Origin of the sequence: Actinosynnema sp. ALI-1.44 (assembly GCF_001984155.1) — a bacterium.
Classification (GTDB): Bacteria; Actinomycetota; Actinomycetes; order Mycobacteriales; family Pseudonocardiaceae; genus Kibdelosporangium.
In genome coordinates, this window is record NZ_MTQO01000054.1 from 622,210 (window position 1) to 634,915 (window position 12,706).

Consider the following 12,706-nt stretch of genomic DNA (forward strand, 5'->3'; position numbering starts at 1 on the left):
CTCAGCTCCCACCTGGCAACTCGGGCTCAACCATCTGAGCCACTTGCGCAGCCATCTCGCACGCTTTTTGGTGGTTACCGGCTGCGCCAACCCGCACATCCACACGCGAGGTGTCGGTGATGGCCAAGCTTATCGTGCAGGTGGTTCCGAACGGGTATTGGACTGCTTGGTGTTTGCCGACCTTTCCAAGCTGTTTGACCTCTCCGGTCGCCTGTACATCCTTAATGCTGAGCAAGGCGTAGATGTCAATTTGTACGGTGTGGTCGCCTTGCCGCGACGAGTGCCAACGACAACCCTTGTCGTCATCTGTCGACCCGTCCGTGGTCTTGCCCGCCAGTAGGGACAGGGCCGCCATGTCGGACGCAGTCAGCAAGGAGCACGGGTCGGCGTTTCTGATGGGGCTGTTGCCCGTGCTCTTGCTGGTTGGTGTCGGCGGTCTACCCGTGTTTCCTCCGCCTGGGATTGTCGCGCGACCTGTGTTCGGCGTGGGCTGTGTACTGCCAGGTGTCGGCAGGCCGTCCGTTGCGGTGGTACATCCGGCCATGGTCGCGGCCGAGACCACGATGGCCGCGGCCAGACGCGTCAGAGAGGGCTTCACAGGTTCAGAGCTCTTTCTGGTGTCGGCTCCCGGCTTCATGCCGGTTCGATGTTACCGAAGGCGGCGCGTTTGGCTTCCTCCGTGGCTTTGTAGTTGGCCATCGCCGAACGAATGCCCTCCTCCGCCTTGTGCAGGGACTGCTGAAGTTGGGCGAGTTGGGTCAGGAAACCTTGGCTGTCGACTGCCACCTGCTGCACGTACGGTCGCATGACATGGGCGGTGTGGCTGGTTCCCAGCGGCAACGGCTGCGTCAAGTCGGCCAGTTCTACTTCCTGGTCGGTTGCCCACTCGCGCAGACGTTGGATGGCTTTGATCAAAGCGTCACCACCGGTTTCGCTGACCTCGAAGCTGCCGTTGGCGGCCATGTTCGCGAAAGATGCCACGCTGGCGCCTATGGAGTCCCAGCTGATCTCCGGCTGGGCGGCGCTATCGCCGCCGTCGTCGTTGACATGCATGCTGTCCCCTCGTCACAACCACTCTCGGTGACGGTATCCGCACGCTTGCCCGGAATCCGGGGAAACGGATTCCTGTCACACGTTAGGGGTATCGCGGGCGTCCAGCTGAATCGATGTGGGTCGGTACGTTCGAGTCATGGGTGATGAATCCGAAACCACAGACGCCGTCCGTACGGCCGCCGATGCCACGTCTGAGCATCTCGGCCGGATCGCGTCGATTGTCGCGACCGCTGTCAGGGACATCGTGGTGGAGATCGGCAGATGGGCCGACGACATCGCCGCCGCGCGTACCCCGGTCCCGGAGAAACCGGACGAGGCCAAGCCCGCCTCGTGATCCGCCGTGACAGAAACTGGAACGTGTTCTAGTCTGGTCCAGTAGGGAGAACACGTTCCAGTTTCGGGAGCTGCTCATGAGCGAGGTCGTCGCCGCGGTCCGGGAACTCCTGCCGGTGCTGCGAGAACGCGCCCAGGAGACCGAGGACCTGCGCAAGGTTCCGGCCGAGTCGATCGACGCGCTGCGCCAGGCCGGATTCTTCAAGCTCCTGCAGCCTGTCGCGCACGGCGGTCTCGAGGCCGACCCGCTCGACTTCTACCGCTCGGTCCGGCTGATCGCCAGCGCCTGCGGCTCGACCGGCTGGGTCTCGTCGGTGCTCGGCTGCCACCCGTGGCAGCTCGGCCTGTTCGCCGCGCAGGCCCAGCAGGACGTGTGGGGCGCGGACCAGGACGCGCGGATCTCCTCCTCGTACGCGCCGATGGGCCGGGCGACGCCGGTCGACGGCGGCTTCCGGTTCACCGGGCGGTGGAGCTTCTCCTCCGGCTGCGACCACGCGAGCTGGGTGTTCCTCGGTGGGCTGGTGCTCGGCGACGACGGCAACCCGGTGGACTTCCGGACGTTCCTGCTGCCGATCTCCGACTACAAGATCGAAGACGTGTGGGACACGGTCGGGCTGCGGGGCACAGGCAGCAACGACATCCTGGTCGACGACGTGTTCGTGCCCGAGTACCGGACGCTGAGCTTCCAGGACACCGGCAAGTGCGTGTGCCCCGGCCATGAGGTGAACACCAGCCCGCTCTACAAACTGCCGTTCGCCTCGGTCTTCTCGTACTCCATCGCCACCCCGGTCATCGGGATGGCCACCGGCGCCTACGAAACGCACACCTCCTACATGCAGGAACGCGTCCGGGCGTCCTATGGGACCAAAGCGGCCGAGGACCCGTACTCGCAGGTGCGCGTCGCCGAAGCGGCCAGCGAGATCGACGCCGCCTGGCTGCAACTGGAGTACAACATCAGCACGGCGTACAAGCACGTCAACGCGGGCGAGAAGGTCCCGTTCGACCTGCGGATGCGGATCCGGCGTGACCAGGTCAAGGCGACCGGGCGCGCGATCAGCGCGGTGGACCGGCTGTTCGAGAACTCCGGCGGCAAGGCGCTGAACGCGGGCACACCGATCCAGCGTTTCTGGCGCGACGCGCACGCCGGGCGTGTGCACGCGATCAACGACCCGGAACGCGCGCTCGCCATGTACGGCAAGTCGGAACTCGGCCTGAAGGTGCAGGACGCATGGCTCTGACATTCGAGTCCACCTCACGGACCGCGCAGGCAGGCCCGGACCTCAAGCTGCACTACCACGAAGCCGGTACGGGAGATCCGGTCGTGATGTTGCACGGCGGCGGCCCCGGCGCGTCGGCGTGGAGCAACTTCGGCCGCAACCTCGAGGTGTTCGCCGAACACCACCGGACCCTGCTCGTCGACCAGCCCGGCTTCGGGCACTCCGACAAGCCCGAGATCACCGGGCAGTTCTTCACCTACAGCGCGGACGCGCTGCTCGGCCTGCTCGACTCGCTCGGCATCGAACGGGTGCACCTCGTCGGCAACTCGCTCGGCGGCGGCACGGCCGTGCGGTTCGCGCTGCGCCACCCCGACCGCGCCGGGCGGCTCGTGCTGATGGCGCCCGGCGGTCTCGGCGTGAACGTGTTCGCGCCGGACCCGACCGAGGGCATCAAGGCGCTGTACGGGTTCGCCGCGCCACCGGGACCGTCCAAGGAGAAGCTGGCGAAGTTCCTCCGGACACTCGTGTTCGACCAGTCGATGGTCACCGACGAGCTGGTCGAGGAGCGCTACCGGGTCGCCGCGGACCCGGAGTCGTTGCGGGCCATGGCGTCCATGGGCAAGTCGTTCACCAGCCCGGAGACCTTCGAAGAGGGCATGCTCTGGCGTGAGGCGTACAAGCTGCGGCAACGCGTCCTGCTCGTGTGGGGCCGTGAGGACCGGGTGAACCCGCTCGACGGCGCCCTGCTCGCGCTCAAACTCATCCCGCGCGCGCAGCTGCACGTCTTCGGCCGGTGTGGACACTGGGCGCAGCTGGAGAAGTTCGCCGAGTTCAACCGGCTCACCCTCGACTTCATCGGGAGCGCGTGATGGGCATCCGACAGCTTGGCTACCTGCGCATCGAGGCCACCGACATGGCGAAGTGGCGTGAGTACGGCCTCAAGGTGCTCGGCATGGTGGAAGGCAAGGGCACCGACGAGAACGCGCTGTACCTGCGGATGGACGACTTCCCGGCGCGGCTGGTGATCTTCCCCGGCGAGAAGGACCAGCTGGCGCAGTCCGGCTGGGAGACGGCGAACGCCGCCGAACTCGACGAGGTGCGTGCCAACCTCGACAAGGCGGGCGTGCCGTACAAGGAAGGCACACAGGCCGAGTTGGCCGACCGCAGGGTGGTCGAGCTGATCAGCTTCGACGACCCGTCGGGCAACACGCTCGAGGTGTTCCACGGCGCCGCCCTCGAACACCGCCGGGTAGTCAGCCCGTACGGGCACAAGTTCGTCACCGCCGAGCAAGGCCTCGGTCACGTCGTGCTGTCCACACACGACGACGAGGCCGCGCTGCGCTTCTACCGCGACGTGCTGGGTTTCCGGCTCAGGGACTCGATGCGGCTGCCGCCGCAGTTCGTCGGCCGCCCGGCCGACGGGCCGCCCGCCTGGCTGCGGTTCTTCGGCTGCAACCCGCGTCACCACAGCCTGGCGTTCCTGCCGATGCCGACCCCGAGCGGGATCGTGCACCTGATGGTCGAGGTGGAGAACAGCGACGACGTCGGGCTGACGCTCGACCGGGCGCTGCGCCGCAAGGTCCCGATGTCGGCCACGCTCGGCAGGCACGTCAACGACCTGATGCTGTCGTTCTACATGAAGACCCCTGGCGGCTTCGACGTCGAGTTCGGCTGTGAGGGCAGGCAGGTCGACGACGAGGACTGGATCGCACGCGAAAGCACCGCGGTCAGCCTGTGGGGCCACGACTTCAGCGTCGGCGCGAAGCAGTGACCGCGGCGGTGTCGGTCGACTTCCGGCGGGTGCTCGGGCACTTCTGCACGGGTGTCACGGTGATCACCGGCGAGGGCCCGGTCGGGTTCGCCTGCCAGGCCTTCGCCGCGCTGTCGCTGGACCCGCCGCTCGTGCTGTTCTGCCCCGGCAAGACTTCCCGTACCTGGCAGGCGATCGAGCGGTCCGGCAAGTTCTGCGTGAACGTGCTCGCCGACGACCAGCAGGAGCTGTCCTCGGTGTTCGGCCGGGCCGGTGCGGACAAGTTCGCGTCGGCGGGCTGGACGCCCGCACCGAGCGGGGCGCCGGTCCTGGACGGCGTGCTGACGTGGGTCGACTGCGACATCCAGGAGGTCAGGGACGGCGGCGACCACCACGTCGTGATCGGCCGGGTGCGACAGCTGGGCACCTGCCGGGACGCCCAGCCGCTGCTGTTCTACCGAGGCCGGTACACGGCGACCGACGCGCAGGCCGAACGCAAGCCGAACGCCATGCTGGACAACCTCTTCACGTGGTCGAAGCACAACGACTGGATATGACGTCCGCCAGCCGCGCGACGTGCTCGTGCGGCTGGCCGAACAGGTGTGCGCTGTTGTGCGCCCGCTTGAAGTAGCGGTGCGCGTCGTGTTCCCACGTGATCGCGATGCCGCCGTGCAGCTGGATCATCTCACCGGCCACAGTGGACAGGGTGTCGGCGCAGTGCGCGGCGGCCGCGGCGGCGAGGTCCAGGTCCTCGGCGGCGGCGTAGGAGATCGACCTCGCCGTCTCGACGAGAACGTACATATCGGCCATCCGGTGCTTCAACGCCTGAAAGCTCCCGATCGGCCTGCCGAACTGGACGCGTGTCTTGGTGTACTCCACCGTCATGTCGAGGCATTGTTGGGCGGCGCCGACCTGTTCGGCGCTCAACGCGACCAGCGCGATGTCACGCAGGTGTGGCGCGGGCGGCCCGATCCGGGTTCCGCCGGAAAGGTGCACGGTCGCCAGTCGCCTGGATTCGTCCATCGTGGGGGTATGCACGCGATGCGTGGAATCGCCGAGAAAAAGACCGTCGGGTGTGGCGACGAGCAACACATCGGCGACATCGCCGTCCAGTACGAACGGAACTGTTCCGGAAACGGAATCCGCCCACAGCACCGTCGCCGCTGTGCTGCCGTCGACAATTCCGGGGAGGAGATCCGCGCACGCCGACGCGTTACCGCTCAGTAGCAGGGCTTGCGTGGCCAGCACGGTGGACAACATCGGGATCCGTGCCAGCACACGGCCGGTTTCCTCGAGGACGACGTGGGATTCCAGCAATGTCGCGCCCGCGCCGCCGTATTCCTCCGGAACGGCCAGTCCGGCGACGCCGATCTGGCGGCACAGCGCGGACCACGAGACGTCGGCGCGGTTGAGCATGTGCCGCACGGCGTCCCGCAGATCGTCGTGTTCGGTGCCGAGCATACGCCCATCAAACCAAACAATCGCTTGGTTTGCTACCGGATCACCCGTGCCGCTTCACTCGAACGTGGGTTGGGTTCGATAAGGTTGACGCCGTCAGGTACACGCACGCGAGGAAAGAAGTCGTCATCGAAGAGGGGCAGCTGGTCGCCGGTCGCTACCGGCTGCTGGACCACATCGGCAGTGGCGCGATGGGAATCGTCTGGCGGGCACGCGACGAGCGGCTTGACCGAACGGTTGCTGTCAAGCAACTGATGATGCGCGCCGGGCTCTCGGAGAGCCAGGCCGCTGACGCACGCCGCCGGGCGATGCGCGAGGGCCGGATCGCCGCGCGGTTGCAGCACCGCAACGCCATCGCGTTGTTCGACGTGGCCGAGCACGACGGTGATCCCTGCCTGATCATGGAGTACCTGCCGTCGCTGAGCCTGTCCGGGCTGCTGGCCGAGCGCGGCACGCTCCCGCCGGAAGAGGCGGCGCAGATCGGCGTGCAGGTCGCCACAGCGCTGACCGCCGCGCACGCCGCCGGGATCGTGCACAGGGACGTGAAGCCGGGCAACATCCTGATCGACCAGGGCGGTCAGGTGAAGATCACCGACTTCGGCATCTCCCGGTCGACCGACGACGGCACGATGACCCAGTCCTCGGTGGGCATGCTCGCCGGCACGCCCGCCTACCTGGCGCCGGAAGTGGCCAGGGGACAGGACCCGACCAGGGCCTCGGACGTGTTCTCCCTCGGTGCGACGCTGTACCACGTCGTCGAGGGCCAGCCGCCGTACGGCTTCAAGGACAACCCGTTGGCCCAGCTCTACGCCGTGGCCATGGGCAAGGTGCCCGAGCCCAAGCAGGCCGGGCCGATGAGCAAGACCCTGATGCGGCTGCTCAGCGCCGAACCCGCGGACCGGCCGACCATGCCGGAACTGGTCGCCTCGTTCGGCGAACTCGCCGGTGGCGCGACCGTGGTCGTGCCCAGGGAGACGATCAATCCGCCGGTGGCCCCGAAACCGGTACCGAACCAACCGGCGCCGGTGCAGCAGACCCTGATCGCCCCGACGCCCGCGGCGGCCCCGACGGCTGTCTCGGTGCAGGCGGCGCCCAAGCCCGTCGAGCAGCGGCCCGTGTCGCCGCCGCGTACCCCGCCGCCCCCGCCTCCTCGGCCCGCTGAACCTCGCAAACCGGGCGGAAGCAAGCGTGTCGCGGGCATCGTCGGCGCGATCGTCGCGGCGGCCGTGCTGGGTGGTGTCATCGCCACTGTGCTCAGCACAAGCGGCTCGAAGGACCAAGGCGCGCAACAACCGACCATCACCCAGCCGCAGGACACAGTGACCAAGCTGGTCACGCCCACACAGACGCCGTCGCAGCCATCGAACCCGTCGAACGCCGTCGGCAACGAGGGCGGCGCGATCGACTGGCGCTCGGCCGGGCTCGCGGTCGTCGCCTACTACAGCGGCGACAAGTCCGCCCAGGAGCGGTGGGGGATGCTGACGCCGAAGGCGCAGCAGATGTTCGGCGACTTCGCCGCGTTCGAGCAGTACTGGGCGCAGTACCCGCAGGTCAGCGGGCGAGGTGCGAACCGGACAGCCACGGACCCGGACGGCGGCGAACAGATCGCGTACAACGTGAACTACGGCGGCGGCAACACCACGACCCGCACGGTTCGCATCGTCCGCCAGGGTGGCAAGCTGCTCATCGACTCCGACGCCAAATGAGCGGTTGATCCGCGCGATAGACTCGATGTCCGCGCGTGACCCCGTGCCACAACTTAACCCGACAGGAGATCGGATGTCCGCCGGCCGTGACATGTCCGAGTACGTTGAGCCGTTCCAGGACATGGCGGTGGTCGCCTGGCTTGAGGCAGCGGGCATCGACGCGACACTGCCGTCACCGGACCGGGTCTACGACGCGTACCTCGGCGGATCCCACAACACCGCGATCGACCGCGCGTTCGTCGACAAGGTCGAGCAGATCCTGCCGCCGATCAAGCCGCTGGCCCGCAACAACCGCTCGTTCCTGCGCCGCGCGGTGAAAGAGGCGGGCGTGACCGGGATCACCCAGTTCCTCGACATCGGCTCCGGCGCGCCGACGGTCGGCAACGTGCACGAGATCGCCTTGCGGGCCAACCCGGACGCGCACGTCGTCTACGTCGACTCGAACACCATCGCGGTGCAGAGTTCACTGATCAAACTGCAGGAGCAGAACGTCACCGACCGCGTGACCATGATCCAGGAGGACCTGCGCAACCCGGACGGCATCCTCGACCACCCGAGGACCCGCGCGCTGATCGACTTCGACAAGCCGGTCTGCCTGCAGATGGTCGCCCTGCTGCACTTCATCGGCGACGACGACAACCCGGCCGACCTGATCGCGCACTACCGCTCGCGACTGGCGCCCGGCAGCCTGCTCGTGATGTCGCACCTGGCATCCGACGACGCGACGCAGGAGCAGAAAGACCAGGTGGCGACCTTCGTGGACGCGTACAGGAACACCACGACCCGCCTCTGCACGCGGACCAAGGCCGAGTTGGAGCGCCTGTTCGACGGCTGGGAGCTGCAGGACCCAGGCATCGTGCACCTGCAGGACTGGCGGCCGGACAACCCGGTCGACCGCGAACCGTCGGCGTATCACCTGGCCTGGTGCGGAGTCGGCCGCAAGCCCTAACGACCCTTCCAGTTCACCTGCCGTTTCGTGTCGAACGCGGCCACGGCCGCATGGAAGTCGTCACTGCCGAACACCCTGCTGACGATGTCGTCGCCATCGGGCAACGCGGCCCGGCGCAGTCGTGCGATGGCCTGCTTGGCCGCCCACATGCTCAACGGCGAGTTCCGCAGCACCGTCCCGACCACGGCGGTCGCCGTGCGGGCCAGGTCGTCGTCACCGCACAGTTCGTGCACGAAACCGGCGGCTTTGGCGTCGCCGCCGGTCAGCAGTTTGGCCCTGAGCAGCATGTCCATCGCCCGCGACGGGCCAAGGTGGTGGACCAGCAGTGAATACGTGTTCATGGACAGGCAGTTGCCGAGCGTACGGGCGATCGGCACACCGAACCGCGCGGATGTCGCAGCCACACGCAGATCACACACGGCCGCGATGGCGATACCGGCGCCGACGCAGTAACCGCGGATGACCGCGATCGTAGGCACAGTCACGTCCTCCAGGCGCGTGAGCACCTCCGCGATCCGCTGTTCGTACGCGAGTCCGTCCGCACCGGTCTCGAACTGCTGGAACTGCGTGATGTCGGTGCCTGACACGAACGCCTGACGACCGGCGCCCCGCAGCACCATCGCCCGGATCCCGTCGTCGCTGTCCGCGCGTTCGCACGCCTCGGCCAAAGATTCGTACATCTCGAACGTCATGGCGTTGTGCTTGTCCGGACGGTTGAAGGTGACCGTGAGGACCGGACCTTCCTGTTCGACCACAACGCTCATGACTGCCCTCCGACCAGCGCGTCCACTTCGTCATTGGTGTACCCCACAGCGAGCAACGCCGCACGCGTGTCCGCGCCGAGCGCAGGCCCGGCCGCGTTGCGCCGCGTCGGCGTACGGGAGAACCGCATCGGCGAGCCCAATTGGCGCACCCCGCCCGGTGCGTCCCAGAGGAAATTCCGCTCGGTGAGCGCGTCGGAGGTGAAAACCTCGCCGTAGTCGGAGATCGGGGCGCACGGCACGTGGGCGTCGTCCAACGCCGTGACCAGTTCGGCGACAGCCCTGTGCCGAGTGGCCTCCTCGATCAGCCGGATCAACTCGTCGACGTGCTCCTTGCGGCGGTACGCGTCGGCGAACCGCTCCTGGTCGACGAGTGCTTGCAGGCCAAGGACTCCGCACAGGCCACGCCACGCTTTCGGCGTGATCGCGCCGACGGTGAGCCAGCCGTCCGCGCACCGCACGGCCTGGTACGGCGCCTGCCCCTGGTGGGCGGTGCCGAGCGGGCCACCGACCTCGCCTGTGGCGAAGTACTTCCCGGCCTCCCAGACCGCCAGCGAGACACCGGATTCCAACAGGCTCACGTCGATGTGCTGGCCATCGCCGCTGCGGTCGCGTTCCCGCAGCGCGGCAAGGACCGCCATCGCGACGTACATCCCGCACACCAGGTCGCAGACCGGGATGCCGATCTTGGCAGGTGGTCCGCCGGGAGGCCCGGTGATGCTCATCAGGCCGCTGCGCGCCTGCGCCATGATGTCAAGGCCCGGTAGCGTCGCAAGTGGACCGTCCTGGCCCCAGCCGGACGCCGACGCGTAGATCAGGCCGGGATTGGACGCGCGCAGCGTGTCGTAGTCGAGTCCCAGTCCACGCAATGCGCCTGGCCGGAGGTTCTCCACGAGCACGTCGGCGTCGTCGGCCAGCCGCCGGAAGGCCGCGCGGCCGTCCGGTGTCTTCAGGTCGAGCGCGACGGATTTCTTGTTCCGGTTCAGCCGGGCGAACGGCGAACTCGCGCCGTCGACGAACGGCCCGGCCTGCCTGACCGGGTCGCCGCCCGCCGGGTTCTCGATCTTCAGCACCCGCGCGCCCAGGTCGGCGAGCTGCATGGTGGCGTACGGGCCCGCCATGAACACGCCGACCTCGAGCACCGTGATTCCAGTGAGTGGCATGCCCTACAGCCAACCCGGAACCACGAGAACCAGCCACGTGACGAGCGGCGCAACAGCGATCATCGTGAACCCCCACGCCATCAGCCGCTTGAACACCAGCTCACGCGACTCCGGTGGTGCGCTGGCCACGGTGAGCGCGCCGCTGGTGGAGAACGGGCTCGCGTCCACCACGGACGACGACAGCGCGAGCGCCGTGATCAGTCCGATCGCGCCGACCTGCCCGGTCTGCAGGAACGGCACGGCGAGCGGGATCAACGCGCCGAGGATGCCGGTGGTCGACGCGAACGCCGACACCGCGGCGCCGATCAGGCAGATCAGCAGCGCTCCGAGCAGCGGCACGCCGATGCCCGCCACGCCGTGGCCGAGGTAGTCGACCGTGCCGATGTCCTCCAGCAGGCTGACGTACGTCACGATGCCGCAGATCAGCAGAACCGTGGTCCATGCGACCTGGTTGACGGCGTCCCGCGTGGTCGATGGCGAGACGAGCGTCAGCAGTGCGACCACGCTCAACGACAGCAGACCGACGTCGAGGTCGAAGAACAGCGCCCCCACCGCAACGCCGACGATGCCGACCAGGGTGAGGACTCGGTTGAGGTCCAGTCTGACGGGTGCCTGGACCGTGCCGGGGCCGGAGGGAGCGGGGGCCATCTCGTCGGTGACCCTGCGCCGCAGCAGCTGCCGCCCACCGAAGATCACGAACACCACGGCGCTGAGCAGCACGTTGAAGACGAACGAGGCGATGAACAGGGTCATCGGGCTGCCGGGCAGATTGCTGCGCTCCACCACGCCGTTGGTGATGCCGCCGAAGATGCTCAGTGGCGAGAACCCGCCCGCGCTGGCGCCGTTGATCACGAGCAGGCCCATCAGCACCGGGTTGATCTTGTAACTGGTGGCGAAGCCCATCGCGATCGGCGCGACGATCGCGACCGCGGCGGGCACCACCGCGCCGAACGCGGTCAGCACGGCCGTGATCAGGAACATAATCCACGGGATCGCCACGACCCGGCCGCCGACCACCCGGACGGCGACGGTCACCAGCCAGTCCACCGTGCCGTTGCTCCTGGCGATGGCGAACAGGTAGGTGACACCGACGAGGATCACGAAGAGATTGCTCGGAAAACCGCCGACGATCTCGTCGGTGGATTTGCCGACGACCAGCGTGCCGACGGCGAAGGCGGCGACGAACGCCAGTACGCCCATGTTGATCGAGAGCGTGGTGCCCAGCACGAACACCGCGACGAGAACCAGTATCGAGATGATTTCGACCGACATACGCGGCTCCGGGGATTCCGCAATTCGGAATTAACTGTTCGTCCATAGAAAATTAGACGGACAGCCCGGAGCTCGTCAAGGTACGGAGACCGCTGCTCAGCCGACGGGGCTTTCCCGCGGCGCGGTTCGCCTGCTCAGCCAGAACGCGAAGATCCCCGCCGGGATGAACATGACGACGCCGTACACCGCGGCCGGAACAGCCATCTGAGGGTTGTTCAACAACGCTGGGCTGAGCGCGATCGTGATGGCCAGCGTGCTGTTGTGAATGCCGACCTCCATCGACGACGCGATCGACTGGCGCCGGCCGACTTTGAGCAGGCGCGGCACGGCGTACCCGACGGCGAGGCTGATCACGCAGAACAGCAACGCGATCGTGCCGACCGACTGCGCGTACGAGCCGATGTTCGCCCGTTCCTGGAACACCGCGACGGCGATCGTGGCGGCCATGAACACGATCGCGGCCACCTTGAGCGGCTTGAGCGTCCGGTCGGCGAACGCGGTGAACCGGCGCCGGACCAGCATCCCGATCGCCACCGGCACCAGCACGATCGCGAACACCTGCAGCATCTTGTCGAACTGCAGGCCGAGTTCCCCGCTGCCGGGCATGAACCCGGTCAGCGACAGGTTCACCACGATCGGCAGCGTCACCACCGCGATCACCGCGTTGATCGCGGTCAGCGTGATGTTCAAGGCGACGTCGCCCCCGGCCAGGTGGCTGAATAGGTTCGCCGTGGTGCCGCCGGGCGACGCGGCGAGCAACATCATCCCCACGGCCAGCGTCGGCGCCAGGTCGAACAGCAGGATCAGGCCGAGGCAGATCGCGGGCAGCAGCAGGACCTGACACGCCAGCGCGACCGCGGTCGCCTTCGGCACGGCCGCCACGCGTTTGAAGTCCTGCACAGTCAGGGACATCCCCAGGCCGAGCATGATCACCCCGAGGGCGATCGGCAGGAACACCGTGGTCACCACGGACGATGAAGTCACCGGACCTCCCTGAACCGGACAATCCGGTGATTGTGTCAACCGGACCGGTGTTCGGCCAGG

Annotated in this window: 14 protein-coding genes; 7 read left to right on the forward strand and 7 right to left on the reverse strand. The window is 67.6% G+C overall.

The genetic code is table 11. From position 1 onward, the window contains the following. Position 1: 1 nt before the first annotated feature. Both ALI144C_RS49845 and ALI144C_RS49850 read right to left on the reverse strand, forming a co-directional pair. The gene (locus tag ALI144C_RS49845; protein WP_083754079.1) at positions 2–637 is read right to left on the reverse strand and encodes a DUF3558 domain-containing protein; all 636 of its coding nucleotides are present in this window, start codon (positions 635–637) and stop codon (positions 2–4) included. Further along, a complete protein-coding gene (locus ALI144C_RS49850; protein WP_076994291.1) occupies positions 634–1,053 on the reverse strand; it encodes a hypothetical protein in 420 nt (139 codons plus the stop codon). Before ALI144C_RS49850 ends, ALI144C_RS49845 begins: the two co-directional genes overlap by 4 nt. 136 nt (positions 1,054–1,189) lie before the next feature. Here ALI144C_RS49850 and ALI144C_RS49855 point away from each other — a divergent pair, with 136 nt between their 5' ends. From ALI144C_RS49855 to hsaB, 5 genes are all read left to right on the forward strand, one after another. Beyond that, the gene (locus ALI144C_RS49855; protein ID WP_076994292.1) at positions 1,190–1,387 is read left to right on the forward strand and encodes a hypothetical protein; all 198 of its coding nucleotides are present in this window, start codon (positions 1,190–1,192) and stop codon (positions 1,385–1,387) included. Between the two features lie 76 nt (positions 1,388–1,463). Then, positions 1,464–2,624 (forward strand): 3-hydroxy-9,10-secoandrosta-1,3,5(10)-triene-9,17-dione monooxygenase oxygenase subunit, encoded by a 1,161-nt coding sequence (gene hsaA / locus ALI144C_RS49860; RefSeq protein ID WP_076994293.1) that lies wholly within the window; start codon positions 1,464–1,466, stop codon positions 2,622–2,624. Next, the gene (gene hsaD, locus ALI144C_RS49865; RefSeq protein ID WP_076994294.1) at positions 2,615–3,472 is read left to right on the forward strand and encodes a 4,5:9,10-diseco-3-hydroxy-5,9,17-trioxoandrosta-1(10),2-diene-4-oate hydrolase; all 858 of its coding nucleotides are present in this window, start codon (positions 2,615–2,617) and stop codon (positions 3,470–3,472) included. Before hsaA ends, hsaD begins: the two co-directional genes overlap by 10 nt. After that, on the forward strand, positions 3,472–4,374 hold the full coding sequence (hsaC, locus tag ALI144C_RS49870) for an iron-dependent extradiol dioxygenase HsaC (protein WP_076994295.1): 903 nt from the start codon (positions 3,472–3,474) through the stop codon (positions 4,372–4,374). Before hsaD ends, hsaC begins: the two co-directional genes overlap by 1 nt. A gap of 8 nt (positions 4,375–4,382) precedes the next feature. Continuing rightward, a complete protein-coding gene (hsaB, locus tag ALI144C_RS49875; protein WP_237774688.1) occupies positions 4,383–4,910 on the forward strand; it encodes a 3-hydroxy-9,10-secoandrosta-1,3,5(10)-triene-9,17-dione monooxygenase reductase subunit in 528 nt (175 codons plus the stop codon). Here the strand turns inward: hsaB and ALI144C_RS49880 are convergent. After that, the gene (locus ALI144C_RS49880) at positions 4,879–5,814 is read right to left on the reverse strand and encodes an acyl-CoA dehydrogenase family protein (RefSeq protein WP_076994297.1); all 936 of its coding nucleotides are present in this window, start codon (positions 5,812–5,814) and stop codon (positions 4,879–4,881) included. The genes hsaB and ALI144C_RS49880 overlap by 32 nt on opposite strands. 164 nt (positions 5,815–5,978) lie before the next feature. On the opposite strand from ALI144C_RS49880, the gene ALI144C_RS49885 reads away from it, so the two are divergent. Next, the gene (locus tag ALI144C_RS49885) at positions 5,979–7,517 is read left to right on the forward strand and encodes a serine/threonine-protein kinase (protein WP_269086755.1); all 1,539 of its coding nucleotides are present in this window, start codon (positions 5,979–5,981) and stop codon (positions 7,515–7,517) included. Positions 7,518–7,590: 73 nt separating this feature from the next. Beyond that, positions 7,591–8,466 carry an SAM-dependent methyltransferase gene (locus ALI144C_RS49890; protein ID WP_168211539.1) on the forward strand — a complete coding sequence of 292 codons (876 nt, stop codon included), beginning with the start codon at positions 7,591–7,593 and terminating at the stop codon, positions 8,464–8,466. Here the strand turns inward: ALI144C_RS49890 and ALI144C_RS49895 are convergent. From ALI144C_RS49895 to ALI144C_RS49910, 4 genes are all read right to left on the reverse strand, one after another. Next, on the reverse strand, positions 8,463–9,230 hold the full coding sequence (locus ALI144C_RS49895; protein ID WP_076994298.1) for an enoyl-CoA hydratase/isomerase family protein: 768 nt from the start codon (positions 9,228–9,230) through the stop codon (positions 8,463–8,465). The two genes, ALI144C_RS49890 and ALI144C_RS49895, sit on opposite strands and share 4 nt — an antisense overlap. Next, the gene (locus ALI144C_RS49900) at positions 9,227–10,390 is read right to left on the reverse strand and encodes a CaiB/BaiF CoA transferase family protein (protein WP_076994299.1); all 1,164 of its coding nucleotides are present in this window, start codon (positions 10,388–10,390) and stop codon (positions 9,227–9,229) included. The genes ALI144C_RS49895 and ALI144C_RS49900 overlap by 4 nt, the downstream gene beginning before the upstream one ends. Before the next feature lie 3 nt (positions 10,391–10,393). Next, positions 10,394–11,662, reverse strand: coding sequence for an SLC13 family permease (locus tag ALI144C_RS49905; RefSeq protein WP_076994300.1), 1,269 nt, complete (start codon positions 11,660–11,662; stop codon positions 10,394–10,396). A gap of 96 nt (positions 11,663–11,758) precedes the next feature. Next, the gene (locus tag ALI144C_RS49910; protein WP_237774690.1) at positions 11,759–12,646 is read right to left on the reverse strand and encodes a bile acid:sodium symporter family protein; all 888 of its coding nucleotides are present in this window, start codon (positions 12,644–12,646) and stop codon (positions 11,759–11,761) included. Positions 12,647–12,706: the final 60 nt, after the last annotated feature.